The organism is Pseudomonas sp. P106(2024) (assembly GCF_057480815.1).
This window is the reverse complement of sequence record NZ_JBLIYU010000002.1, coordinates 448922-472159: the sequence shown is the minus strand read 5'-3', so window position 1 is coordinate 472159 and position 23238 is coordinate 448922. Positions and strand designations below refer to the sequence as shown.

24 protein-coding genes, 1 tRNA gene and 4 pseudogenes are annotated in these 23238 nt (G+C 62.5%); 15 read left to right on the top strand and 14 right to left on the bottom strand.

From position 1 onward, the window contains the following. Position 1 precedes the first annotated feature (1 nt). The 4 genes from AC25M7_RS05815 to cysG are packed head-to-tail and all read left to right on the top strand — an operon-like array spanning position 2 to position 4401. On the top strand, positions 2 to 1327 hold the full coding sequence (locus AC25M7_RS05815; RefSeq protein WP_028692384.1) for a replication-associated recombination protein A: 1326 nt from the start codon (positions 2 to 4) through the stop codon (positions 1325 to 1327). Next, the gene (gene crcB / locus AC25M7_RS05810; RefSeq protein WP_028692383.1) at positions 1324 to 1698 is read left to right on the top strand and encodes a fluoride efflux transporter CrcB; all 375 of its coding nucleotides are present in this window, start codon (positions 1324 to 1326) and stop codon (positions 1696 to 1698) included. Before AC25M7_RS05815 ends, crcB begins: the two co-directional genes overlap by 4 nt. Positions 1699 to 1728: 30 nt before the next feature. Beyond that, positions 1729 to 3009, top strand: coding sequence for a serine--tRNA ligase (gene serS, locus AC25M7_RS05805; protein ID WP_486970830.1), 1281 nt, complete (start codon positions 1729 to 1731; stop codon positions 3007 to 3009). Then, entirely contained in the window at positions 3010 to 4401 is a 1392-nt protein-coding gene (gene cysG, locus AC25M7_RS05800) for a siroheme synthase CysG (RefSeq protein ID WP_486970829.1), read from the top strand. 113 nt (positions 4402 to 4514) lie between these two features. Here cysG and AC25M7_RS05795 read toward each other — a convergent pair whose 3' ends face one another. From AC25M7_RS05795 to AC25M7_RS05760, 8 genes are all read right to left on the bottom strand, one after another. Beyond that, the gene (locus AC25M7_RS05795; protein WP_197866078.1) at positions 4515 to 5477 is read right to left on the bottom strand and encodes a glutathione S-transferase family protein; all 963 of its coding nucleotides are present in this window, start codon (positions 5475 to 5477) and stop codon (positions 4515 to 4517) included. 97 nt (positions 5478 to 5574) lie between these two features. Next, positions 5575 to 6558, bottom strand: a complete 984-nt coding sequence (locus tag AC25M7_RS05790; protein WP_175406192.1) for a glycosyl transferase family protein — start codon at positions 6556 to 6558, stop codon at positions 5575 to 5577. Positions 6559 to 6587: 29 nt separating this feature from the next. Next, on the bottom strand, positions 6588 to 6923 hold the full coding sequence (locus AC25M7_RS05785; RefSeq protein WP_028692378.1) for a TusE/DsrC/DsvC family sulfur relay protein: 336 nt from the start codon (positions 6921 to 6923) through the stop codon (positions 6588 to 6590). Beyond that, entirely contained in the window at positions 6920 to 7216 is a 297-nt protein-coding gene (gene tusB, locus AC25M7_RS05780) for a sulfurtransferase complex subunit TusB (RefSeq protein ID WP_088852950.1), read from the bottom strand. The genes AC25M7_RS05785 and tusB overlap by 4 nt, the downstream gene beginning before the upstream one ends. Beyond that, positions 7216 to 7575 (bottom strand): sulfurtransferase complex subunit TusC, encoded by a 360-nt coding sequence (gene tusC, locus AC25M7_RS05775; protein WP_182323413.1) that lies wholly within the window; start codon positions 7573 to 7575, stop codon positions 7216 to 7218. The genes tusB and tusC overlap by 1 nt, the downstream gene beginning before the upstream one ends. Before the next feature lies 1 nt (position 7576). After that, complete coding sequence (tusD, locus tag AC25M7_RS05770; protein ID WP_028692375.1) at positions 7577 to 7969, bottom strand: sulfurtransferase complex subunit TusD; 393 nt, start codon at positions 7967 to 7969, stop codon at positions 7577 to 7579. Positions 7970 to 8055: 86 nt separating this feature from the next. Then, the gene (locus AC25M7_RS05765) at positions 8056 to 9435 is read right to left on the bottom strand and encodes a nucleobase:cation symporter-2 family protein (protein ID WP_062573555.1); all 1380 of its coding nucleotides are present in this window, start codon (positions 9433 to 9435) and stop codon (positions 8056 to 8058) included. A gap of 213 nt (positions 9436 to 9648) precedes the next feature. Continuing rightward, a complete protein-coding gene (locus AC25M7_RS05760; RefSeq protein WP_028692373.1) occupies positions 9649 to 10320 on the bottom strand; it encodes a Bax inhibitor-1/YccA family protein in 672 nt (223 codons plus the stop codon). Between the two features lie 147 nt (positions 10321 to 10467). Between AC25M7_RS05760 and AC25M7_RS05755 the strand changes: the two genes are divergently transcribed. Further along, positions 10468 to 10555, top strand: a tRNA-Ser gene (locus AC25M7_RS05755). A 111-nt stretch (positions 10556 to 10666) separates the two neighbouring features. Here AC25M7_RS05755 and AC25M7_RS05750 read toward each other — a convergent pair. Further along, positions 10667 to 11597: pseudogene (locus tag AC25M7_RS05750) on the bottom strand (tyrosine-type recombinase/integrase). 319 nt (positions 11598 to 11916) lie between these two features. On the opposite strand from AC25M7_RS05750, the gene AC25M7_RS05745 reads away from it, so the two are divergent. Continuing rightward, positions 11917 to 12441 carry an arsinothricin resistance N-acetyltransferase ArsN1 family A gene (locus tag AC25M7_RS05745; protein ID WP_082750395.1) on the top strand — a complete coding sequence of 175 codons (525 nt, stop codon included), beginning with the start codon at positions 11917 to 11919 and terminating at the stop codon, positions 12439 to 12441. Here AC25M7_RS05745 and AC25M7_RS05740 read toward each other — a convergent pair. Together AC25M7_RS05740 and AC25M7_RS05735 are read right to left on the bottom strand one after the other, a co-directional pair. Then, positions 12416 to 13459: pseudogene (locus AC25M7_RS05740) on the bottom strand (flavin-containing monooxygenase); the annotation flags it as partial. The gene AC25M7_RS05745 and the pseudogene AC25M7_RS05740 sit on opposite strands and share 26 nt — an antisense overlap. A gap of 44 nt (positions 13460 to 13503) precedes the next feature. Then, positions 13504 to 13842, bottom strand: coding sequence for an ArsR/SmtB family transcription factor (locus tag AC25M7_RS05735; protein WP_486970828.1), 339 nt, complete (start codon positions 13840 to 13842; stop codon positions 13504 to 13506). Positions 13843 to 13958: 116 nt separating this feature from the next. Between AC25M7_RS05735 and AC25M7_RS05730 the strand changes: the two genes are divergently transcribed. From AC25M7_RS05730 to arsJ, 8 genes are read left to right on the top strand one after another with little or no spacing between them, the layout of a single operon-like run. Continuing rightward, the gene (locus tag AC25M7_RS05730) at positions 13959 to 14372 is read left to right on the top strand and encodes an arsenate reductase ArsC (protein ID WP_486970827.1); all 414 of its coding nucleotides are present in this window, start codon (positions 13959 to 13961) and stop codon (positions 14370 to 14372) included. Positions 14373 to 14380: 8 nt separating this feature from the next. After that, positions 14381 to 14737, top strand: a complete 357-nt coding sequence (locus tag AC25M7_RS05725; protein WP_028692329.1) for a metalloregulator ArsR/SmtB family transcription factor — start codon at positions 14381 to 14383, stop codon at positions 14735 to 14737. A gap of 20 nt (positions 14738 to 14757) precedes the next feature. Continuing rightward, positions 14758 to 15228, top strand: a complete 471-nt coding sequence (locus tag AC25M7_RS05720) for an arsenate reductase ArsC (protein ID WP_241412675.1) — start codon at positions 14758 to 14760, stop codon at positions 15226 to 15228. A gap of 18 nt (positions 15229 to 15246) precedes the next feature. Next, entirely contained in the window at positions 15247 to 16308 is a 1062-nt protein-coding gene (arsB, locus tag AC25M7_RS05715) for an ACR3 family arsenite efflux transporter (protein WP_186596739.1), read from the top strand. A 3-nt stretch (positions 16309 to 16311) separates the two neighbouring features. Further along, entirely contained in the window at positions 16312 to 17028 is a 717-nt protein-coding gene (arsH, locus tag AC25M7_RS05710; protein WP_486970826.1) for an arsenical resistance protein ArsH, read from the top strand. Positions 17029 to 17040: 12 nt separating this feature from the next. Next, entirely contained in the window at positions 17041 to 17544 is a 504-nt protein-coding gene (locus AC25M7_RS05705; protein ID WP_207852797.1) for a phosphatase domain-containing putative toxin, read from the top strand. A 32-nt stretch (positions 17545 to 17576) separates the two neighbouring features. Beyond that, complete coding sequence (locus AC25M7_RS05700) at positions 17577 to 18581, top strand: ArsJ-associated glyceraldehyde-3-phosphate dehydrogenase (RefSeq protein ID WP_486970825.1); 1005 nt, start codon at positions 17577 to 17579, stop codon at positions 18579 to 18581. Between the two features lie 9 nt (positions 18582 to 18590). Further along, a complete protein-coding gene (gene arsJ / locus AC25M7_RS05695) occupies positions 18591 to 19823 on the top strand; it encodes an organoarsenical effux MFS transporter ArsJ (protein WP_213883369.1) in 1233 nt (410 codons plus the stop codon). Positions 19824 to 19846: 23 nt separating this feature from the next. Here the strand turns inward: arsJ and AC25M7_RS05690 are convergent. Together AC25M7_RS05690 and AC25M7_RS05685 are read right to left on the bottom strand one after the other, a co-directional pair. Beyond that, positions 19847 to 20643, bottom strand: a pseudogene (locus AC25M7_RS05690) (NAD(P)-binding domain-containing protein); the annotation flags it as partial. 113 nt (positions 20644 to 20756) lie between these two features. Beyond that, a complete protein-coding gene (locus tag AC25M7_RS05685; RefSeq protein WP_028692302.1) occupies positions 20757 to 21257 on the bottom strand; it encodes a lactoylglutathione lyase family protein in 501 nt (166 codons plus the stop codon). A gap of 97 nt (positions 21258 to 21354) precedes the next feature. On the opposite strand from AC25M7_RS05685, the gene AC25M7_RS05680 reads away from it, so the two are divergent. Continuing rightward, positions 21355 to 22230, top strand: coding sequence for a LysR family transcriptional regulator (locus AC25M7_RS05680; RefSeq protein WP_028692303.1), 876 nt, complete (start codon positions 21355 to 21357; stop codon positions 22228 to 22230). A gap of 43 nt (positions 22231 to 22273) precedes the next feature. Here AC25M7_RS05680 and tnpC read toward each other — a convergent pair. Further along, positions 22274 to 23134 (bottom strand): annotated as a pseudogene (gene tnpC, locus AC25M7_RS05675) (IS66 family transposase); the annotation flags it as partial. Positions 23135 to 23238: the final 104 nt, after the last annotated feature.

Below are 23238 nucleotides of genomic sequence, written 5' to 3'. Positions count from 1 at the left end.
GATGGACCTGTTTCGAAGCGAACCCGTCGCCCAGCCCTTGGCCGCCCGCCTGCGTCCGTCCAACCTGGACGAGTACGTCGGCCAGGAGCACTTGCTGGCGCGCGGCAAGCCGCTGCGCGAGGCGCTGGAGCAGGGTGCGTTGCACTCGATGATCTTCTGGGGGCCGCCGGGGGTGGGCAAGACCACCCTGGCGCGGCTGCTGGCGCAGTTCTGCGACGCCCACTTCGAAACGGTGTCGGCGGTGCTGGCCGGGGTCAAGGAGATCCGCCAGGCGGTCGAGGTGGCGAAGCAGCAGGCCGGCCAGTATGGCCGGCGCACCATCCTGTTCGTCGACGAGGTGCACCGCTTCAACAAATCGCAACAGGATGCCTTCCTGCCCTACGTGGAGGACGGCACGCTGATCTTCATCGGCGCCACCACCGAGAACCCGTCGTTCGAGCTGAACAACGCGCTGCTGTCGCGGGCGCGGGTCTACGTGCTCAAGAGCCTGGACGAGGCGGCGCTGCGCAAGCTGGTCGATCGCGCCCTGAGCGAGGAGCGCGGCCTGGGCAAGCGCAACCTGCGGGTGGGTGATGAGGCGTTCAAGATGCTCATGGCCGCCGCCGACGGCGATGGCCGGCGCATGCTCAATTTCCTCGAGAATGCCTCGGACCTGGCCGAAGACGGCGGCGAGATCGGCGTCGAGCTGCTGCAGAGCCTGCTCGGCGACAGCCGTCGGCGTTTCGACAAGGGCGGTGAAGCGTTCTACGACCAGATTTCCGCGCTGCACAAATCGGTGCGCGGCTCCAATCCGGACGGTGCGTTGTACTGGTACGCGCGCATGCTCGACGGCGGCTGCGACCCGCTGTACATCGCCCGCCGCGTGGTGCGCATGGCCAGCGAGGACATCGGCAATGCCGACCCCCGCGCCCTGAGCCTGTGCTTGGCGGCGTGGGACGTGCAGGAGCGCCTGGGCAGCCCCGAAGGCGAGCTGGCGGTGGCCCAGGCCATCACCTACATCGCCTGCGCGCCGAAGAGCAACGCGGTGTACGTGGGCTTCAAGGCGGCCATGCGCGAGGCCGCCGAGCATGGTTCGCTGGAAGTACCGCTGCACCTGCGCAACGCGCCGACCAAGCTGATGAAGCAACTGGGCTATGGCGAGGAGTACCGCTATGCCCACGACGAGCCGGACGCCTACGCCGCCGGCGAGGACTATTTCCCCGAACAGCTCGAGCCGCGCCAGTACTATCAACCGGTGCCGAGGGGGCTTGAGCTGAAGATCGGCGAGAAGCTCAAGCACCTGGCCGAGCTGGACCGCAACAGCCCTCGTCAGCGGAGAAAACCGTGATCGCACTCATCGCTGCCGTCAGCGCTGGCGGGATTGCCGGCACGCTGCTGCGCTTCGCCACCGCCAACTGGGTCGCGGCCCACTGGCCACGGCACTTCTATGCCGGTACGCTGGCGGTCAACCTGGTCGGCTGCCTGCTGATCGGCCTGCTCTACGGGCTGTTCCTGCACAAGCCGCTGGCGCCGGTCGAACTGCGCGCCGGGCTGATCGTCGGCTTTCTCGGCGGTTTGACCACTTTTTCCTCCTTCTCGCTCGATACCGTGCGCCTGATGGAAAGCGGGCAGGTCCCGTTGGCCTTGGGCTATACCATTATCAGCGTGGTGGGCGGCCTGCTCGCGACCTGGGCCGGCCTGTCCCTGACCCGATTCTGAACCAACATCTACACATAACGAGAGAACGACATGCTCGATTCCAAACAGTTACGCACTGAACTTCAGGCAGTGGCGGACCGCCTGGCCACCCGTGGCTTCAGCCTGGATGTCGCGCGCATCGAATCGCTGGAAGAGCGCCGCAAATCGGTGCAGACCCGCACCGAGCAACTGCAGGCCGAGCGTAACGCCCGTTCCAAATCGATCGGCCAGGCCAAGGCCAAGGGCGAGGACATCGCACCGCTGATGGCTGATGTCGAGCGCATGGCCAATGAGCTGGCCGCCGGCAAGACTGAACTGGACGGTATCCAGGCCGAGCTGGACGGCATCCTGCTGACCATCCCCAACCTGCCGGACGCCAGCGTGCCGGTCGGCGCCAGCGAAGACGACAACGTCGAAGTGCGCCGCTGGGGGGCTCCGACCACCTTCGACTTCGAGATCAAGGACCACGTCGCCCTGGGCGAAGTCAGCGGTGGCCTGGACTTCGAGGCCGCGGCCAAGCTCTCCGGCGCCCGCTTCGCCGTGCTGCGCGGCCCGATCGCCCGCCTGCACCGCGCCCTGGCGCAGTTCATGATCAACCTGCACACCGGCGAGCACGGCTACGAGGAACACTACACCCCGTACCTGGTGCAGGCTCCGGCCCTGCAAGGCACCGGCCAGCTGCCGAAGTTCGAGGAAGACCTGTTCAAGATCAGCCGCGAAGGCGAGGCCGACTTCTACCTGATCCCGACTGCCGAAGTGTCGCTGACCAACCTGGTGGCCGGCGAGATCCTCGACGCCAAGCAGCTGCCGCTGAAATTGGTCGCCCACACCCCGTGCTTCCGCAGCGAGGCCGGTGCCTCGGGCCGTGACACCCGCGGCATGATCCGTCAGCACCAGTTCGACAAGGTCGAGATGGTGCAGGTGGTCGAACCGTCCAAGTCGATGGAGGCGCTTGAAGGCCTGACCGCCAACGCCGAGCGCGTGCTGCAACTGCTGGAGCTGCCGTACCGCGTGCTGGCGCTGTGCACCGGCGACATGGGCTTCGGCGCGGTGAAGACCTACGACCTGGAAGTGTGGGTGCCGAGCCAGGACAAGTACCGCGAGATCAGCTCGTGCTCGAACTGCGGTGATTTCCAGGCGCGCCGCATGCAGGCCCGCTGGCGCAACCCGGAAACCGGCAAGCCGGAGCTGGTGCACACCCTCAACGGTTCGGGCCTGGCCGTCGGGCGTACCCTGGTGGCGGTGCTGGAGAACTACCAGCAGGCCGACGGCTCGATCCGTGTGCCGGAGGTGCTCAAGCCGTACATGGGTGGCGTCGAGGTCATTCGCTGAATGGACTACCTGCCGCTTTTCCATAAGCTGCAGGGCGGCCGTGTGCTGGTCGTCGGCGGCGGCGAGATCGCCTTGCGCAAGGCGCGCCTGCTGGCCGATGCCGGCGCCGCGCTGCGGGTGGTGGCGCCGGAGGTCGACGGCCAGTTGGCCGCGCTGGCCCGCGAGGGCGGTGGCGAGGTGCTGGTGCGTGGCTACCAGGCGAGCGACCTGGAGAACTGCCGCCTGGTGATCGCGGCCACCGACGACTCCGCGCTCAACGCCCAGGTCTCGGCCGAGGCCCAGGCGCGCAGCCTGCCGGTCAACGTGGTGGATGCCCCGGCCCTGTGCACGGTGATCTTCCCGGCCATCGTCGACCGTTCTCCCCTGGTGGTGGCGGTCTCCAGCGGTGGCGACGCCCCGGTGCTGGCGCGCTTGATCCGCGCCAAGCTGGAAGCCTGGATCCCGTCCGCCTACGGCGAACTGGCCGGGCTGGCGGCGCGTTTCCGGCACAAGGTCAAAGCCTTGTACCCGGACGTCAACCAGCGGCGTGGCTTCTGGGAGAGCGTGTTCCAGGGCCCGGTTGCCGAGCGCCAGCTGGCCGGGCAGGGCGCCGAGGCCGAGCGGCTGTTGCAGGCGATGGTCGACGGCGCGCCGGTGCAGCAGGGTGGCGAGGTGTACCTGGTGGGCGCGGGGCCGGGCGATCCGGACCTGCTGACCTTCCGTGCCCTGCGCCTGATGCAGCAGGCCGACGTGGTGCTGTATGACCGCCTGGTGGCCCCGGCCATCATCGAGATGTGCCGGCGTGATGCCGAGCGCATCTATGTTGGCAAGCGCCGCGCCGACCACGCCGTGCCCCAGGACAAGATCAACCGCCTGCTGGTCGACTTGGCCCGCCAGGGTAAGCGCGTGCTGCGGCTCAAGGGTGGCGATCCGTTCATCTTTGGCCGTGGTGGCGAGGAGATCGAGGAGCTGGCCGACGAGGGGATTCCGTTTCAGGTGGTGCCGGGTATCACGGCGGCCAGCGGCTGTTCCGCCTATGGCGGGATTCCGCTGACTCATCGCGACTATGCCCAGTCGGTGCGTTTCGTCACCGGCCACCTGAAGGATGGCACCAGCAACCTGCCGTGGGATGACCTGGTGGCGCCGTCCCAGACCCTGGTGTTCTACATGGGGCTGGTCGGGTTGCCGACCATCTGTGCCGAGCTGATCCGTCATGGGCGCGCGGCGAGCACGCCGGCGGCTTTGGTGCAGCAGGGGACCACGCGCAACCAGCGGGTGTTCACCGGCACCCTGGCTGACCTGCCGGAGCTGGTGGCGCGGCATGAAGTGCATGCGCCAACCCTGGTGATCGTCGGGGAGGTGGTGCAGTTGCGCGAGAAGCTGGCGTGGTTTGAAGGGGCGCAGGACGCCTGAGCACGTTGTAGATCCACGTGGGAGCGGGCTTGCCCCGCGATAGCGTCAGAGGCGGCAACATTGTTGCCTGATCCGGCGCCATCGCGGGGCAAGCCCGCTCCCACGTGGGGTCTTCATCTTCTCTGCCAGATCCCTCTGCCCGACAACCGCTCCCGGTCATGCGGCAAGCCAAAGTCCTGCAACGGCCCCTTGGGCACGATCCCGTTCGGGTTGATGGTCTTGTGGCTCATGTAATAGTGCTTCTGGATATGTTCCATGTTCACCGTGCCCGCCACTCCCGGCCACTGGTACAGCTCGCGCAGCCAGTTGGACAGGTTCGGGTAGTCGCTCAGGCGACGCAGGTTGCACTTGAAGTGCCCGTGGTACACCGCATCGAAACGCACCAGCGTGGTGAACAGGCGCACATCGGCCTCGGTCAGGTACTCGCCGGCCAGGTAGCGCTGGTGGCCCAGCAGCCCTTCCAGATGATCCAGTTCGTTGAATACTTCGTCGAAGGCGGCCTCGTAGGCGTCTTGCGAGGTGGCGAAGCCGGCGCGGTACACGCCGTTGTTCACGGCCGGGTAGATACGCTCGTTGAGCGCATCGATGGTCGCCCGCAGCGGCTCGGGGTAGAGGTCCAGGGTATTGCCGGTCAACCCGTCGAAGGCGCTGTTGAAGATACGGATGATCTCGGCCGACTCGTTGTTGACGATGCGCTTCTCCTGCTTGTCCCACAGCACCGGCACGGTCACGCGCCCGGTGTAGTGCGGATCGTCCTGGGTGTAGCGCTGGTGCAGGTACTGCAGCGCATCCAGTTGATCGCCGCTGGAGCCTTGCTGCTGGTCGAAGGTCCAGCCATGCTCGCCCATCAGCCAACTGACCACCGAGACATCGATCAACGGCTCCAAGCCCTTGAGGGCACGGAAGATCAGGGTGCGGTGCGCCCACGGGCAGGCCAGCGAAACGTACAGGTGATAGCGGCCGGCCTCGGCGGCGGGCAGCGGGTTGCGCCGCTGGGCGTTCTCGCGCTGGAAGGCGCCGTCCTTGCTGCTCTGGTACCACTGGTCATGCCAGTGGCCATCGATCAAAAGGCCCATCTCGGAGCTCCTCGAAACACAATCGTTTGTCGTTGGAGCTCAGTCTAGGGCAAAGCGTTCGAAGAAATAGCGCAAAGACTGCCCTATTCCTATCGACTTATTCGATGTCTATGCGGGCGGCCCAGTAGGCGCGGGCATTGTTGAACGCCTGCTCGCGCTCCTGGCCGAGCCCGCGCAGGGCCAGGGCCATGGTTGCGACCACGGCCAGTTCGCCGTAGCTGTCCTGCGCCTCGCCGCGCCACACCGCCAGCAGGTGCTCGGGCTGCAGGCTGGCCGGCTTCACATGGCGCTGGGCGCTGAGCGCCGGCCACTCTTCGTCCCAGGCCTCGCCGGCCGAGGTGCCGTACAGGTGGCTGATGACATCCGGGTTGACCTCGATCTCGCCACCGTCGCCCTTGATGACCACGGCATGATCGCCGAGCAGGCGGCTGGCTTCGCGGTGCACCGCCTGGTAACCGGGGTGGAAGATGCTCTGCAGGCCGCAGCGGGCGGCAAGCGGGTTGAGCACCCTGGCCAGCGAGTGGATGGGCGAGCGCAGGCCCAGGGTGTTGCGCAGGTCGATCATGCGTTGCAGCTGCGGCGCCCAGTCCTGCAAGGGAAAGAAGGCCAGTCGGTGGCGGTCCAGGGTCTGCTCCACGGCCGTCCAGTCACGGCTGAGCGGGATCTCCAGCAGGTCGAGCAATTGCTCGGTGTACAGTCGCCCGGCCGTATGGGCGCCACCACCGTGCATCAGGATGCGCACGCCATTGCCTGCCAGGCATTTGGCCGCCAGCAGGTACCAGGGCAGGTGGCGCTTCTTGCCGGCGTAGCTCGGCCAGTCCAGGTCAACGGCGATGCGCGGCGCCTGTAGGTGGGCGCGCAGGGCCTCGGTGAAGCCGGCCAACTCCTCGGCGCTTTCTTCCTTGTGCCGCAGCAGCATCAGGAAGGCGCCCAGCTGGGTGTCCTCGACCTTGCCTTCGAGCAGCAGGGTCATGGCGGCGCGGGCTTCCTCGCGGGTCAGGCCGCGGGCGCCGCGTTTGCCCTTGCCGAGGATGCGCACGAACTCGGCGAACGGGTGTTCGGCCGGGGTTTCCAGGGTCAGCGGGCGTGTGTCGTTCAGCTGTGGCTCGGTCATATGCAGTTGGTCGGCTTGGGCAGGCCCGCCAGCTTGGCGGCGAGTTTGGCGGGGGTGCCATTGAACAGGCGGTTCAGGTGCGGGCTGTTGCCTTTTTCCGCACCGAGCTTGAGCGCGGTGTACTTGATCAGCGGGCGGGTGGCTGGCGACAGCTGGTACTCCTGGTAGAACTGGCGCAGCAGCTCGAGGATTTCCCAGTGGTCCGCGGTCAGGGCGATGCTTTCGCGCGTGGCGAGGGCCTCGGCGACTTCGTGGGACCAGTCCTGCAGCTCGACCAGGAAGCCGTCCTTGTCCAGGGCGATGTGGCGATCGCCGACAGTCAGGGTACTCATAACCAGCTGTTGACCTTGTCGTGGTGCAGGGTGAGTTCGACGAAGGCGGCGTAGTCCACGGCCTTGGCCAGGTGGCTGTCGAGGGCACGGGCCTGCAGGTCTTCGGCAAGGGCGAACAGCCGCCCGCCGAGGTTGGCGGCCTGCAGGATGGCGAACGGCTCGCTGCCGGCCTTGAGCGCGTAGGTGGCGTCGCCGCACAGCAGCAGCCCGTCTTGCGGGCCCAGCAGGCGCAGGCAGCTGGCCAGGCGCTCGTCGCCGAAGGGCGAGTGGGCGATTACATGCAGGGTCGTCATCAGAGCGTCACCACCTGGTCGAAACGGGCAATCAGCGCGGTCAGCGCACTATCGTCGAGCACCTCGACCGGCAGCGCCAGGGCATCACCGTCCAGCCCCCGGCGGGCCAGGCTGTGGCCGCAGGCGAACAGCTCCTCGACCCCGAACATCGGCAGGGCCTGGAGGTTGGCGGTCAGGTTCTTCTGTTGCAGGGCGTCGGGTTGCTGCGCGGTGGCGAGCTGGAACACGCCGTCGTCGATGAACAGCATGCCCAGCGGCAGGTCGAAGGCGCCGCCGGCCAGGGCGATGTCCAGCGCCTCGCGGGCGGACGGGCCGTTCCACGGCGCCTGACGGCTAATGATCAACAAGGACTTGGCCATCTCAATCACCTCCGAAGCAGACCAGACGGTCGGCCAGTTGCGCGGCTTCGTGCAGTTGGCCCAGGCCGGACAGCTCCCACGGCATCGGCAGGTTCACCGCCGGGCGCTGGTAGCGATTGGCCTCGGTGTCATCGAGCACGCCCCGGCGCAGGGCTGCGGCGATGCACACCACGGCGTCCAGGCGGTGGTCGCTGACGAAGGCGCGCCACTGCGCAGCCACGTCCAGCTCGTCCTGGGGCGTGACGATATTGGCCGAGGCGCTGTGCACCCCATCCTGGTAGAAGAACAATCGGGCTATTTCATGCCCGCCGGCCAGCACCGCCTCGGCAAAGCGCAAGGCGCGGCGCGAGGAGGGCGCATGGGCCGGGGAAAAGACCGCGATGGCGAATTTCATGGAAGGCTCGTGCAAATGAATGCGGCCATGATAAAGCAAAAAGCCCGCGCTGGTGGGCGCGGGCTTTGTGCTCTGGCTGGCGCGGCTCAGGCCTGTTCCTTGCCCTCGGGCAGGAACCAGTTGAGCAGCAGGGCGCAGATGCCGCCGGTGGCGACGCCCGACTCCAGCACGTTGCGCAGCGCCGCCGGCATGTGCGCGAGGAACTCCGGCACCTGGGCCACGCCCAGGCCCAGCGACAGCGACACGGCGATAATCAGCAGGGCGCGGCGGTCGAGACGGGTGCTGGCAAGAATGTTGATGCCCGAGGCCGCCACGGCGCCGAACATCACCATGGCCGCGCCACCGAGCACCGGCTCCGGCACTGCCTGGATTACCCCGGCGACGCTGGGGAACAGGCCCAGCAGGATCAGCATGGCGGCGATCCAGATACCGATATGGCGGCTGGCGATGCCGGTCAGCTGAATCACGCCGTTGTTCTGGGCGAAGATCGAGCTGGGGAAGGTGTTGAACAGCCCGGCCAGCAGCGAGTTGGCGCCGTTGACCAGCACTCCGCCCTTGATCCGTTGCATCCACACCGGGCCTTCCACCGGCTGGCGCGAGACCTTGCTGGTGGCGGTCACGTCACCGATGGCTTCCAGCGAGGTGACCAGATAGATCACCAGCATCGGGATGAACAGCGACCAGGAGAAGCCCAGGCCGAAGTGCAGCGGCGTCGGCACCTGGAACAGCGCGGCCTGGTGCATGCCGGTGAAGTCCAGGCGGCCCAGGTAGCCGGCCAGGGCATAGCCCACGGCCAGGGCGATGACGATGGCGCAGCTGCGCATCCACACCACCGGAATACGGTTGAGGATGACGATGATCGCCAGTACCACGCCCGACAGCAGCAGGTTCTCGCCATCGGCGAAGGTGCCATTGGCCATGGCGCCGAAGCCGCCGCCCATGCTGATCAGGCCGACCTTGATCAGGGTCAGGCCGATCATCAGCACGACGATGCCGGTCACCAGCGGGGTGATCAGGCGCTTGACGAAGGGCAGGATGCGCGACACGCCCATTTCCACGAACGAGCCGGCGATGACCACGCCGAAGATCGCCGCCATCACGCTTTCTACCGGCGTGCCCTGCTTGACCATCAGCGCACCGCCGGCGATCAGCGGGCCGACGAAGTTGAAGCTGGTGCCCTGGACGATCAGCAGCCCGGCGCCGAACGGCCCGAAGCGCTTGCACTGGACGAAGGTGGCAATACCCGAGATCACCAGCGACATCGACACGATCAGGTTGGTGTCACGCGCCGACACGCCCAGCGCCTGGCAGATCAGCAGGCCCGGCGTGACGATCGGCACGATGATCGCCAGCAGGTGCTGCAAGGCCGCCAGCAGGCCGATCAGTAGGCGAGGCTTGTCCTCGAGGCCAAGGACCAGTTCATTGGCAGGCGCCGCCGCGCCTGGGCCGTGTTCGTGTGAACTCATGGGAAAATGCCGCCCCGGAAGAAAAAAGGAGCGCATTCTACGGGCAGAAAGCCCATAGGGGTAGAGGCAAGCACGATGGCCGCACAATCGAAGGGGAATGGGGCAATAAGCTGACTTTTAAGTCAATCTTTGCTGGCTTTGCTACCGCTGTTCAGCAGGCACGGAAAAGCCCGCCGAAGCGGGCTTTTTGTGAGGCGCTGTCAACCGATTCTATCAGTCGTCGCGGCCCATGATGCCGAACAGCTGCAGCAGGCTGACGAACAGGTTGTAGATCGACACGTACAGGCTGATGGTGGCCATGATGTAGTTTCGCTCGCCGCCATGGATGATGGCGCTGGTCTGGAACAGGATGCAGACCGACGAGAACAGTACGAAGCCAGCGCTGATCGCCAGTTGCAGGCCGCTGATCTGGAAGAAGAAGCTGGCCACCACGGCACCCAGCAGGACGAAGAAGCCGGCGGTGATGAAGCCGCTGAGGAAGCTCATGTCCTTGCGGGTGATCAGCACGTAGGCCGACAGGCCGCCGAACACCAGGGCAGTCATGGCGAAGGCCGAGCTGACCACTTCGGCGCCACCGGCCATGCCCAGGTAGCGGTTGAGGATCGGGCCGAGGATGAAGCCCATGAAGCCGGTGAGGGCGAAGGTAGACACCAGGCCCCAGGCCGAGTCACGCAGCTTGTTGGTGAGGAAGAACAGGCCGTAGAAGCCGATCAGCACCACGAAGATGTTCGGGTAGCCGACACGCATCTGCTGTGCGACGAAGGCCATGATGCCGCTGAAGGCGAGGGTAAGGGCCAGCAGGCTGTACGTGTTGCGCAGGACCTTGCTGACCTCCTGCTGCTCGACCTGCTGGCCGTGTTGGACGGCGTAATCCTGTTCGCGCATGGCGCACTCCTTTGGGGTGAGACCGCGGTCCGGGACCGACGGTAGTGGAACGTATGAGGCAGAGCATATCAGAGCTGTCGCAGGGCGCGACACAGAGAGTTTGACAGCTTGTTACATTACGGTATGATTGCCGCCGCAAAACAAGCTGGAAGCGTGGCCGAGTGGTTTAAGGCAACGGTCTTGAAAACCGTCGATGGGCAACTATCCTAGAGTTCGAATCTCTACGCTTCCGCCACATTCAAAGCCCTGATTTTTCAGGGCTTTTTGCGTTTTTGGGGCATAGTAAAACCACCCATGGGAATACTCTTGGGAATGGTCTGTTCTGGAAGCGCTTCCGAAACTTTCGCTATTTGGTAGGTTTTGCCAGGGCTCCAACTCGGCGATAAACCCGCTCTGTGATGTCGCCCTTGGTGTGGCCAAGCAGCAGGCTTGCGTGGTCGATATCGGTGATCTCTGAAGCCGCTTTCGGGCGAATGTCACGGAACTGGAACTGGCTGATGCGGCCTGCCAGGACCTGGTCTCCGGCTGCTACAGCCTCCTTCACCGCTTGCTCTCGTGCATCGTCCCAGCGGTGTCGTAGCATTGCGGCTGTCACCCGTTTGCCTGCCTCGGTGAGTATCAAGTAGGGCGAGCCGTGAGCCTCGTTGCGTTTCAAGATCTTTTCGATCAGGACGCCCATCCCGCTGGCCAATCCGTCCACCTCTAGCATGATCCGCAGCTTCTTGTGGGTCTTCTTCTGTTTGACGCCGAGGGCTTTGTCCTTGATGTCATCCTTCCTCATCACCAGCACGTCCGCAGGACGCTGACCTGTCAAATACGCCAAGTCCATGGCGACCCTCAGATCATCAACCGCCTTCGCATATACCGCACTCCAGACCGCGTCATTGGCGTAGAAATCTCGGGGCGTCTCCTTGTTTTTACGCACACCTTGGCAAGGGTTCTCCTTCGTGGTGAGCCCCACTCTCGGGCCAGGTTGTAGACGTGGGAGTGAAGTGCTATCTCCCGATTTGCCCTCACGGGCGCTGACCTGGCATCCCGGTACTGTGCGACTAGGACCGGCGTTTTTGCGTCAATCGGCGCCTCGTCGAAGAAGGGGCGAAGCTGGCGGAGCTCTGCCAGATTGTCCTTTGGTGTTCGTTCTGCCTTCTCGGGGATTACGTCGCGCGAAGATCGCTTTCATTAAGCAGCAGATCAAGAGGCTTGTCTTTCGCTTCCAGCTCAGCCCATTTTTGACGCCGGGGGCGGCAGGGCAAATGACCCTCTACGGTTCGGGACATCAAACAGCGGCACCTAAATCCTCCCCCGTTGCTTCGCCTTGCGAAAAGCTTCGTAGAAGGCGGGCGATTTTCTGCGCAGCGCATCGCTACGGAAATGGGCTTGGGAGTGCATCGAGGGAGAGCAAGTCGAACAGTTTCCCCCGTCGATTTGTTGGTTGCGAACATCCCTAAAAAGTGTTGATTGCTCGGCGAGTCGCCGCCGAAATGTGAAAATCCCCATGCCCGCGTTGTACAGTGCTGGTACGCCGGGGGGTGAATAGGCAGTTGCCGAAAGAAAAATGCAGTCCTTTAACCACTAGTTCCCGCGAAAGGAAGTCAGATGCACATCCGCCTTGCTCAACTCAGCGATGTCCAGGCCATTGCCGAGATCTACAACCAGGGGATCGAAGACCGCAGCTCTACGTTCGAGACCCTGCCACGTACCGCCATGGATGTGCAGCCCTGGGTGGCCGACATGTCTCGCCATCCGGTGCTGGTCGTCGAGGTCGACGGCGCGGTAGTGGCGTGGGCAAACCTGAGCAGCTACCGCGCGCGTTCGTGCTACGCCGGCATCGCCGACTTCTCGATCTATTTGCACCGTGACGTCCGCGGACGTGGCATCGGCAAGGCGCTGCTCAAAGCATTGCTCGGTGAGGCTGAGGCACGTGGCTTCTGGAAAGTCCTCTCACGCATTTTCACCTTCAACGAGGCGAGCCTCGCGCTCTGTCAGTCCTGCGGTTTCAGGACGGTTGGCGTCTATGAGAAGCACGCTTGTCTTGAAGGCCGTTGGCTGGACTGCGCGATCGTTGAACGGGTGTTTCCGTCGAACCAACCCGGTCCAGATGGCGAAGCAACTGCGGCATGAGATAGCCCGCATCAGCCCCTACACCCCTGAGGGTTGCCGAGGCGAAGTTCCTTTGCTTGGGTAACCCGACGAAGTACAGGCCGGGCACCTGATTTGCCACGCCGTTTCGCTGCAGGACACGCCCTTGCCGGTCGGCGACTGGAAGCTGTGCCAGAAACTCCAGGTTCGGCCGGAAGCCGGTGGCGAAGATCAGCGCGTCGGCCTGGTGGATGGTTCCATCCGGCCAGACAGCGCCGTCGGGCAACACCTCCTGGAACATGGCTTTGCGCTGGAACCGGCCGGTACGTAAGGCCTGCCGGTACTTGCCGGTATCCAGCACGGGCGTGCTCTGGTCACTCAACCACCGCGTGTGCTCCAACCGGGTGAGTTTCAGCCAGGCATGAAAATCGAGCCCCAGGATCCGCTGGGGGAAGAAGCGGATCTTCTCGCGGGTCGCCAGCACTACCTGCGCAACGCCGGCAAGCTCATAGGCAATTTGAACCGCCGAGTTCGCCGCGCCGACCACGACGACGCGCTGGCCGGCAAAGGCCTCAGGCGTTCGATACGCCGAGCTGTGCAGGCAGGTACCTGAAAAGCTTTCCAGGCCAGGGATGTCAGGCGTGCTTGGACGGCTGAAGCCCCCTGATGCCACGACCACCGCACGCGCCGTGAAGGTCGATCCGTTGGCAGCGCGAACTTCGAATGCCTTGTCCTTCTGCACGACGTCCAGCACTCGGGTGCCGCCCTCAAAGGGCAGTTGAAAGTCGGCGGCGTATGCCTCCAGGTACTGCACCACTTCGTCTCGCAGCGGGTAGCCCTGGGGATCGCCTGGAAACACCATCCCCGGTAGCGCTGAATACTCTGCCGGGGAGAACAGTTGCAGGCTGTCGTAGTAGTTACGCCAGTTTCCACCCGGGCGCGTCTGCTCATCCAGGATGAGAAAGTCCAAGCCCTGTTGCTGCAAATGCCAGCCAAGCGCCAAACCCGCTTGCCCACCACCGATGACGATCACATCCACCGCGCGACTCGATTTATTCATATGTGCGCACTCATGCATATATCAGGACAAAAAAAGGGCACGAGCTACGGGCAGCACAGCGAAACCAGACCCTTGGTTCGGTGGAGCAGCCCCTCAAGGCGCTCGACGATCGCCCCACCATTCACTTCGTAGAACACCTGCCTGCCCACCTTGGTGGCTTTCACGATCTGGGCATCGTGCAGCACCTGCAGATGCCTGGAGACCACCGAGCGCTCCTGCGGCAGTTCTTTAGCGATTTCGCCGACATCCGCCCGGCCCAGCAGGAGCACGCGCTTGAACACCGCGACCCTGGAGGGCTCGCAGAGTGCTTTGAAGAAGGCTTCGTCCAGCGACTCGATGGCAGCGTCGATGGCTTGGGTGCGGAGGTTCTGGTTGGTCGTCATGCCGCCAATATATGTGCACGAATATGCACATGTAAAGCCACCCATCACCGGAGGGGTTGCGATACATTCGAAAAAGCGTATATTCGAAAAACCATATACACGCAGAGCACCTCGTGATGACTGGCAAGATCCGCGTCCTGTTTGTTTGCACCGCAAACGCTGCTCGCTCCCAGCTCGCCGAAGCATTGCTCCGACACACAGACCCTGTGCGCTTTGAAGCATTCAGCGCCGGTACTCAGCCTGGCGAAGTAGATCCGCGTACCTTCGCGGCGCTTGAGCACCTCGGTATCGATGCCAGCGACCTGCGCAGCAAGTCCATCGATGAGTTCGCCGACGAGCGCTTCGACTACGTCATCACCCTTTGCGACAAGGCGGCGCTGGAATGCCAGTTACTGCCGGCATTGGGCGAGCGCTTGGCGTGGCACTTCGAAGATCCGGTCACCAGCGACAAACACGATGCCTTCCGCCATACGCTTCACGAGATCCATGAGCGCATCAAGATGTTCGTCCTCGTGAAAACCCAATACTGAGAATCGTTATGACTGATCCACTGACCCCTACCAAGGTTTTCAAATGCCTCGCCGACGAGAACCGCATTCGGATGATGTTGCTGATCGCCCGCGAGGAAGAGCTCTGCGTCTGTGAGCTGACCTGTGCGCTGGAGGAAAGCCAGCCCAAGGTTTCCCGCCACCTGGCGCAGCTGCGCACGTGTGACCTGCTGGCAGACCGCCGCCAGGGCCAATGGGTTTACTACCGGCTACATCCGGAGCTGCCCGCCTGGGTACGCGAGATCCTGAAAACGACGCTGGAGGCCAATAGCGAGTGGCTGAACAGCAGTTCCACTCGACTGGACGCCATGGGTGACCGCCCACAGCGCGTCGCCACCTGCTGCTGATCACTGCCGAGCGAAAATCGATGAGAGTTCTGTTCCTCTGCACCGCCAATAGCTGCCGCAGCATCCTGTCAGAAGCCATGTTCAACCACCTGGCCCCGGCCGGTATGAAGGCCTACAGCGCCGGCAGCCAGCCCAAGGGCGAGGTACATCCGCTGTCCATCTCCGCGCTGCAGCGCGCCGGTATTTCCACCGATGGCCTCAGCAGCAAATCCAGCGATGCACACGCCGAGCTGGCACCGGACTTCGTCATCACTGTCTGCGACAAGGCCGCCGGCGAAGCCTGTCCTGTGTTCTTCGGGCCGGCAGTAAAAGCCCATTGGGGGCTTTCCGATCCATCGGACCTGCAGGGTAGCGCCGCCAAATTGGATGCGGCTTTCGACACCACGCTTGAGCAGATCGAGCGACGTATCACGGCATTCCTTGCACTGCCTTTTGAACAACTGAATGCCGGGCAGCTCAAGGTCGAGCTGGCCCGCATCGGAACGCTCTGACGTTTAGGGAGATCCACCATGAGCAAAAGCCGACTTTCCTTCCTTGACCGTTACCTGACGGTCTGGATCTTTCTGGCCATGGGCCTCGGTATCGCCCTGGGCAGCTTGCTCCAGGGATTGCCCGCGTGGCTGAACAGCCTGTCGGTAGGCTCGACAAACATCCCCATCGCGATTGGCCTCATCGTCATGATGTACCCGCCGCTGGCGAAGGTGAAATACGAGGAACTTCCTCAGGTTTTCAAGGACAAGCGCATCCTCGTGCTGTCGCTGGTCCAGAATTGGGTAATCGGCCCGGTACTGATGTTCGGGCTGGCAGTAGTGTTCCTTTCCGACAAGCCTGAGTACATGACTGGCCTGATCCTCATCGGCTTGGCGCGCTGTATCGCCATGGTGCTGGTGTGGAACCAGATCGCCGGTGGCAACAACCAGTACGTGGCGGGCCTGGTCGCCTTCAACAGCATTTTCCAGATCCTGTTCTTCAGCGTGTACGCCTGGATCTTCCTGGGCCTGCTGCCGCCGCTGTTTGGCCTTGAGGGGAGCGTCATCGAGACCAGCTTCCTCGACATCGCTCAGTCGGTGATGATCTATCTGGGCATCCCGTTCCTGGCCGGTTTCCTGACCCGCAAGATCCTGATCAGTAGCAAGGGTGAGACCTGGTACCAGGTGCGCTTCATTCCGAAGATCAGTCCGCTGACGCTCGTGGCGTTGCTGCTGACCATCGTGGCCATGTTCAGCCTGAAGGGCGACATGGTGCTGCAGCTGCCGCTGGATGTGCTGCGCATCGCCATCCCGCTGACCATCTACTTCGTGGTGATGTTCTTCATCAGCTTCTGGATGGGCAAGCTGCTGGAGGCCGACTACCCGCGCACCACCGCGCTGGCGTTCACCGCAGCGAGCAACAACTTCGAACTGGCCATTGCCGTGGCCATCGCCACCTTTGGCCTCGCATCGCCGGTTGCCTTTGCCACTGTCATCGGCCCCTTGGTGGAAGTGCCGGTGTTGATCTCGCTGGTGGGCGTGGCCTTGTGGCTCAAGCGCCGCTGGTTTGATCAGCCCTCTGGTGCCTTGTCTCAGGAGTAAATCATGACCGAAAACCACATCCCCAACATCGACAACGAACTGGTCGACCTGCCGACAGCAGACAAACTGGCAGTCGAGCAAAAGTCCACCCATAAGCCTCGCATCCTGCTGCTGTACGGCTCGACCCGCGAGCGCTCCTTCAGCCGTCTGCTGACAGAAGAAGCGGCACGCCTGCTGGAGCACTTCGGTGCGGAGACGCGGATCTTCAATCCCTCCGGCCTGCCACTGGCGGATGACGTGCCCGATGACCACCCCATGGTCAAGGAACTGCGTGAGCTGGTGCTGTGGTCGGAAGGCATGGTCTGGTGCTCGCCTGAGCGCCACGGCGCGATGACTGGTGTGTTCAAGTCGCAGATCGACTGGATTCCACTGAGCATGGGCGCCGTGCGCCCAACGCAGGGCAAGACCCTCGCGGTGATGCAGGTCTGCGGCGGCTCGCAGTCGTTCAACGTGGTCAACCAGCTGCGCGTCCTCGGTCGCTGGATGCGCATGTTCACCATCCCCAACCAGTCATCCGTACCCAAGGCCTACCTGGAGTTCGACGAGGCCGGCCGCATGAAGCCCTCGGCGTACTACGACCGTGTCGTCGACGTGATGGAGGAGCTGGTGAAGTTCACCCTGCTGCTTCGTGACCGCGCCGACTACCTGGTCGATCGCTACTCCGAGCGCAAGGAGTCGGCTGAAGAGCTTTCCAAACGCGTTAATCAACGCTCCATCTGAGGCTTTCTGAGCATGCAACTGCACCCGTATTCCGTGCTGGCCACTCCCGAGTTGATCGGCCAGCTGATCTTCACCCCGTGCCCTGGCACCAAGGAAACCTCGGTATCCCACGCGCTGGCAACGCTGCGCGAAGCTGGTGCGAGTGCACTGGTCACCCTGATGCCGAGTGAAGAGCTGCTGCAGAACGAGATCGACCTGCTGCCCGAGGAGTGCCAACTGCTGGGCCTAGAATGGTTCCACCTGCCGGTGGAAGACGACCAGGCGCCCGGCGAGCCCTTTGCTGCCGCCTGGGAGATCCACCGGGACCGCCTGAAAGCGTTGGTGATGACTGGCAAGACGATCGCCATTCACTGCAAAGGCGGCTCCGGCCGCACCGGGCTGTTTGCGGCCCGCCTGATGATCGAGTGCGGCATTCCCGTGCAGGAAGCTGTTGCTCAGGTCCAGGCCCTGCGCCCACGTGCGATTCGGAACCCTGCGCACGTCGACTACATCAACCTGTTCGCCAATACCCTCTGACCGTCCGCTGACGGCTACGCGAGAACAACACCATGGCAATCAAAGTAGGCATCAATGGGTTTGGCCGCATCGGTCGCTTGGCGCTGCGCGCGTCTTGGGACTGGCCAGAGTTCGAGTTTGTGCAGATCAATGATCCGGCCGGCGACGCCGAGACCCATGCCCACCTGATTAACTTCGACTCGGTCCACGGCCGCTGGCACCGTGAAGCCAATGCTGAGGGCAGTATGGTGGTGATCGACGGCAAGCGCATTCAGGTCACCGCGAACAAGACCATCGCCGACACCGACTGGTCGGGCTGCGACCTGGTCATCGAGGCCAGCGGCAAGATGAAATCGGTAGCCGAGCTCCAGGCCTATCTGGATCAGGGCGTCAAACGCGTGGTGGTCTGCGCTCCCGTGAAGGAGAAAGGCGCACTGAACGTGGTGATGGGCGTCAACCAGCACCTGTTCGACCCGGCGCAGCACCGCATCGTTACCGCCGCCTCTTGCACTACCAACTGCCTGGCCCCGGTGGTCAAGGTGATTCACGAGAACCTGGGCATCCGCCACGGATCGATCACCACCATCCACGACCTCACCAACACTCAGAGCATCCTCGATACGCCTCACAAGGACCTGCGCCGCGCCCGTGCCTCGGGCATGAGCCTGATCCCGACCACCACGGGCTCGGCCACCGCAATCGCCGAGATCTTCCCCGAGCTGCGTGGCAAGCTGAATGGTCACGCCGTGCGTGTACCGCTGGCCAACGCCTCGCTGACCGACTGTGTGTTCGAAGTTGAGCGTGAGACGACGGCTGAGGAGGTCAACGCGCTGCTGAAGGCGGCGGCCGAAGGACCGCTGAAAGACATCCTGGGCTACGAAGAACGCCCCCTGGTGTCCATCGACTACCGCACCGATCCGCGCTCCTCGATCATCGACGCGCTGTCGACCTTGGTGGTCAATGGCACACAGGTGAAGATCTACGCCTGGTACGACAATGAGTGGGGCTATGCCAACCGTGCAGTTGAACTGGCCCGCCTGGTCGGCGCAGCGGAGTAAATAGCGATCATGAAGGCGTTGTCAGCCCTGTCTGCGGAGGTGCGTCAGTACCTGCTGGTTACCGGCAATTACTGGGCCTTCACCCTCACCGACGGCGCATTGCGTATGTTGGTGGTACTGCATTTCCATTCGCTGGGCTACACACCGCTGCAGATCGCCGCGTTGTTCCTGTTCTACGAAGTGTTCGGCGTGATCACCAACCTGGTGGGTGGCTACCTCGGCGCCCGCCTGGGACTCAACCGCACCATGAACATCGGCTTGGGCATGCAGGTCTTTGCGCTTGTGATGCTCACAGTGCCGGCAGACTGGCTGACGGTGCCGTGGGTGATGGCCGCCCAGGCACTGTCCGGCATCGCCAAGGACCTGAACAAGATGAGCGCCAAGAGCTCCATCAAGCTCTTGGTACCGGGCAGCCAACAGGGGACGCTCTACAAATGGGTGGCCATCCTGACGGGCTCGAAGAACGCGCTCAAAGGTGTGGGCTTTTTCCTCGGCGGAGCACTGCTCGCGTTGCTCGGCTTCACCCTGGCGGTGCTGGCCATGGCGGCAGTACTGGCTCTGATCTGGATTGGCAGTCTGGTGCTGCTGAAAAAGGACTTGGGCAAAGCCAAGGCCAAACCCAAGTTCCGCGACATGCTGTCCAAGAGCCGAGCCATCAACATCCTCTCGGCCGCACGGCTGTTTCTCTTCGGTGCCCGAGACGTCTGGTTCGTCGTGGCGCTGCCGGTGTACCTGAGCACCGCGTTTGGCTGGGACTTCTGGCTGGTCGGCGGCTTCCTCGCCGCGTGGATCATTGGCTACGGCATCGTCCAGTCGTTTGCTCCTCACATCACCGGCAAGAAGCGTGGTCATGTGCCCGACGGCCGAGCGGCCTTCATTTGGGCTCTCGCCCTGGCCGGACTGCCTGCGCTTATTGCCGTGGGCCTATCAGCAGGCTGGTCGGCGCAGGTGGTGTTGCTTGGTGGGCTGATGCTGTTCGGCGTGCTGTTCGCGGTGAACTCCTCGTTGCACAGCTACCTGATTGTCAACTATGCCAAGGAAGATGGGGTCTCGCTGGACGTAGGCTTCTACTACATGTCCAACGCCTTGGGGCGGCTGGTCGGGACACTGCTGTCAGGCTGGGTGTTCCAAGCTTACGGTTTGCAGGCCTGCCTGTGGGTTTCCAGCATTTTCGTACTGGCTGCTGCGCTCATCTCGATCGGGTTGCCCAGACATAGCGAGATGGCTCAGCAGACCCACTGAGCACAGGGTAAGAACGGAGGCACTCAAGCCTCCGCTTTCACCAGAAACTGCTCGATCTCAGCGACAGTGCTTCTGGCTGTGCGGGTCAACCCGATCAAGGTGGCGGATGCAGAGCCTGTCCACTCGCCATAACCCACCAGCCATAGGCCTGGCGCATTCACTGCACGTGTACCTGAAACGTCGACGCGATCGTCACCAGTGACTACCCCGAGGCTCGCCAAGTGCCCCAGCGCCGGCTTGAATCCGGTGCACCAAATCACAGCATCGACTGCGGTCTCCGAGCCGTCTGCCCAGACCACTCCGTCGGGGGTGAAGCGAACGAAAGGCCTCACTGCATGAAGAACGTCTCGCTTACGCGCCTCGACCACAGGCGGGACCATCACGGTATCGCCCAGCCCACCGACTGGCTGCTCAATCACACGGCCCTCCATCTGCGCTTTCCAGCGCTCTGTCGCCCGTTCGAACAACACTCGACCATCCACATCATCCGGCAGGAAGAGTGGCTCGGTGGGCGTTACCCAGGTCGCATCCGCTACATGGGACACCTCTGCGAGATCTGTGCCCCAGAGTTTCCGCCACCGACGACCAGTACTCGCTTACCCGAGAACGACTGCGGCTCAACATAGTGAGCTGAATGCAACTGCTGGCCACGGAACAGCTCGGCACCGGGATAAGCAGGGATATTGGGGTTGCTCCAGGTGCCGGTGGCACTGACCACTGCTTTAGCATCCCAGTACCCGCGCTCGGAATGGACACGCAATGTACCGCCCAGGCGCTCGACGGAGGTGACCCGTACTGACCGCTCAATAGGGAACTGATAGGTAAGCGGGCGGTAGTCACACCTTTTTTGAGAGATATCCGGTTGTGTGGTGACTATGCGACTGTTGCTGGACATGATGCGGCCCAGGCTCTGTGAGCTTGGGCCGCTGGTCGTCACTTGTAAGCACCAGCCGAATAAATCAGCTCGTAGCTGTGGCTATAGATTTCCAGGATGTTTCCGAACGGGTCTTCCATGTAGACCATGCGGTATGGCTTCTCCCCAGGGTAATACTCACGCACAGGCATGCGTTGCTTGCCACCAGCGGCAACAATCTTGGCTGCCAAGCCTTCAACATCCGGATCTTGGACGCAGAAGTGGAAGATGCCGGTCTTCCAGTATTCAAAATTATTCTGAGGCTTTTCGGCGTTACGGAACTCAAAAATTTCCACGCCGATCCGATCACCCGTGGACATGTGAGCGATACGCAAGGAGCTCCAGCCGGCACCAAACACATCCGTACACATGACGCCTATAGCTGAGTCGTCCTCGGTGATCGTAGTCGGGGGCATGATCAAGTACCAACCCATGACTTCAGTGTAGAACTTCACCGCAGCGTCCAGATCGGTTACCGACAAGCCTAAGTGGGAGAAGCTACGTGGGTAAACTGATGACATAACCTGTACCTCTTCATCGTTGGTGAGGTAGCCAGTCTAGGAAGGCGGAGCCATAATGAAAATGATCATCAGATTATGGTAGTGATAAGAGATTGTTATGCTAAATCCACAATGGCTGAGAACCTTCGCTGCTCTGATCGAACAGGGTAACTTTACTCGCTGCGCTGAGCACCTAGACCTGACGCAGGCCGCTGTCAGCCAGCATGTGCTGAAGCTCGAGGAAAGGCTTGGCCCGTTATTGATACGCCGCCCGCGCCAGCTCGAACTAACACCTGCTGGGCGAGCGCTGGTGAGCTACTGCGAGGAGGTTGGCGCAGCCGATCAGCGCCTGTATCAACGCTTGTCCGAGCATGATGACAAGCACGGAGACGTCGGGTTGATCTGTCCCGGCAGCATTGGACTGGTGCTGTACCCCATGCTGTTGACCGTTCAGCAGACGCATCCTGGCCTAGTTATTCGACAACGCTTTGCCCCTGATAAGGAGGTACTCGAAGCCGTACTGGATAATCGATTCGAGTTAGGCCTTGTCACGTTCAAGCCCGACGATCCGCGCTTGTGCGTGAGTCGCTTCACCGAGGAGCCACTGGAGCTGATCGCACCTGCCTCGGAGCGAGTCGAAGGTTGGGAGGATCTGAGACGCATAGGCTTCATCGATCACCCTGATGGTCGCGCGATGGGCAGTCGACTGCTCAGTCGTTACTACCCTGATGAGTCGGGCATCGGCAGTCTTCCCTGTCGTGGCTTTACCAACCAGATTGGTCTGATTCTTGAGCCTGTTGCGCGAGGGTTAGGCTTTACGGTGCTACCGCGCTATGCACGGTTGGCGTTTCAACGACCGGAAAGTATCCAGGTAATTAAGGGGCCACGATTAGTCGAGGACACGCTATGGTTGATACACCGCTCAGAATGGCCTCTATCTACTCGGGCAGAGCTGGTCGTTCAAAAACTGAAGACTCAGATTAAAGAGATGTAAGCGCGGAACTCCTACTAGCAAACATTTTTCCATGAATCACAAATTAGCGATGTGTCCACTGATGCGGTAGCAACAGATCGATTTCACTAGCCCGCTGCGTAGGCAGCCGTGTCAGCACATTATTGAGGTATGCATACGGATCATGCCCATTCATACGCGCCGACTGGATCAGACGCATGATTGCCGCAGCCCGTTTGCCACTGCGCAGCGACCCGGTAAACAACCAGTTCGAGCGACCGAGTGCCCATGGCCGTATCTGGTTTTCGACCTGATTGTTGTCGATGGGCACAGCCCTATCGTCCAGATAGCGCGTCAGCGCTACCCAGCGTTTCAGGCTGTAATCGAGGGCTTTGGCCGTGGCTGATCCGTTGGGCACCAGATCGCGCTGGGCCAACATCCACTCATGCAGTGTGCTGCTGATCGGTACCGCCATTTCCTGGCGTATTCGCCAACGGTCTTCGTTGCTCAAATCCCGAGCCTGGCGTTCAACCTCGTATAAACCGCCAATCGAGTGCAGCGCCTGTTCGGCCAGCTGACTTTTATTCGCGACATGCAGGTCGAAGAACTTGCGGCGAGCATGAGCCATGCAGCCGCTTTCAGTGATGCCTTGCTCAAAACCGGCTTTGTAGCCCGCGAAGTCATCGCAGACCAACTTGCCGTTCCAAGAGTCCAGGAAGTTGCGCGCATGTTCGCCTGCGCGGCTTGGGCTGAAGTCATACACCACCGCATTAAGCGCCGAGAACGGCGTCGTGCTGTAGGCCCAGACATAGGCCCGGTGGGTTTTCTTCTCGCCCGGCGCAAGCATTTGTACCGGTGTTTCATCGGCGTTGATCACGCCCTGGCTCAGCACCGCTTCACGCAGTGCATCGACCAGTGGCTGGAGTTGCACGCCAGTTTGCCCCGCCTGTTCAGGATGGCTACCCCTCATGCGAGCATGTCATCGACTACCTGAGCCGCTACGAAGCGCGCTATCAGTACCAAAGCCCTGCCGAGCTAAGGAGCGCCTGG

Excerpts from the sequence above, each read along its gene's own strand:
- AC25M7_RS05815 (WP_028692384.1), top strand. The coding sequence starts at position 2 with ATGGACCTGTTTCGAAGCGAACCCGTCGCCCAGCCCTTGGCCGCCCGC.
- serS (WP_486970830.1), top strand. The coding sequence starts at position 1,729 with ATGCTCGATTCCAAACAGTTACGCACTGAACTTCAGGCAGTGGCGGAC.
- cysG (WP_486970829.1), top strand. The coding sequence starts at position 3,010 with ATGGACTACCTGCCGCTTTTCCATAAGCTGCAGGGCGGCCGTGTGCTG.
- AC25M7_RS05795 (WP_197866078.1), bottom strand. The coding sequence starts at position 5,477 with ATGGGCCTTTTGATCGATGGCCACTGGCATGACCAGTGGTACCAGAGC.
- AC25M7_RS05785 (WP_028692378.1), bottom strand. The coding sequence starts at position 6,923 with ATGAGTACCCTGACTGTCGGCGATCGCCACATCGCCCTGGACAAGGAC.
- tusB (WP_088852950.1), bottom strand. The coding sequence starts at position 7,216 with ATGACGACCCTGCATGTAATCGCCCACTCGCCCTTCGGCGACGAGCGC.
- tusC (WP_182323413.1), bottom strand. The coding sequence starts at position 7,575 with ATGGCCAAGTCCTTGTTGATCATTAGCCGTCAGGCGCCGTGGAACGGC.
- tusD (WP_028692375.1), bottom strand. The coding sequence starts at position 7,969 with ATGAAATTCGCCATCGCGGTCTTTTCCCCGGCCCATGCGCCCTCCTCG.
- AC25M7_RS05765 (WP_062573555.1), bottom strand. The coding sequence starts at position 9,435 with ATGAGTTCACACGAACACGGCCCAGGCGCGGCGGCGCCTGCCAATGAA.
- AC25M7_RS05760 (WP_028692373.1), bottom strand. The coding sequence starts at position 10,320 with ATGCGCGAACAGGATTACGCCGTCCAACACGGCCAGCAGGTCGAGCAG.
- AC25M7_RS05745 (WP_082750395.1), top strand. The coding sequence starts at position 11,917 with ATGCACATCCGCCTTGCTCAACTCAGCGATGTCCAGGCCATTGCCGAG.
- AC25M7_RS05735 (WP_486970828.1), bottom strand. The coding sequence starts at position 13,842 with ATGACGACCAACCAGAACCTCCGCACCCAAGCCATCGACGCTGCCATC.
- AC25M7_RS05730 (WP_486970827.1), top strand. The coding sequence starts at position 13,959 with ATGACTGGCAAGATCCGCGTCCTGTTTGTTTGCACCGCAAACGCTGCT.
- AC25M7_RS05725 (WP_028692329.1), top strand. The coding sequence starts at position 14,381 with ATGACTGATCCACTGACCCCTACCAAGGTTTTCAAATGCCTCGCCGAC.
- AC25M7_RS05720 (WP_241412675.1), top strand. The coding sequence starts at position 14,758 with ATGAGAGTTCTGTTCCTCTGCACCGCCAATAGCTGCCGCAGCATCCTG.
- arsB (WP_186596739.1), top strand. The coding sequence starts at position 15,247 with ATGAGCAAAAGCCGACTTTCCTTCCTTGACCGTTACCTGACGGTCTGG.
- arsH (WP_486970826.1), top strand. The coding sequence starts at position 16,312 with ATGACCGAAAACCACATCCCCAACATCGACAACGAACTGGTCGACCTG.
- AC25M7_RS05705 (WP_207852797.1), top strand. The coding sequence starts at position 17,041 with ATGCAACTGCACCCGTATTCCGTGCTGGCCACTCCCGAGTTGATCGGC.
- AC25M7_RS05700 (WP_486970825.1), top strand. The coding sequence starts at position 17,577 with ATGGCAATCAAAGTAGGCATCAATGGGTTTGGCCGCATCGGTCGCTTG.
- arsJ (WP_213883369.1), top strand. The coding sequence starts at position 18,591 with ATGAAGGCGTTGTCAGCCCTGTCTGCGGAGGTGCGTCAGTACCTGCTG.
- AC25M7_RS05685 (WP_028692302.1), bottom strand. The coding sequence starts at position 21,257 with ATGTCATCAGTTTACCCACGTAGCTTCTCCCACTTAGGCTTGTCGGTA.
- AC25M7_RS05680 (WP_028692303.1), top strand. The coding sequence starts at position 21,355 with ATGCTAAATCCACAATGGCTGAGAACCTTCGCTGCTCTGATCGAACAG.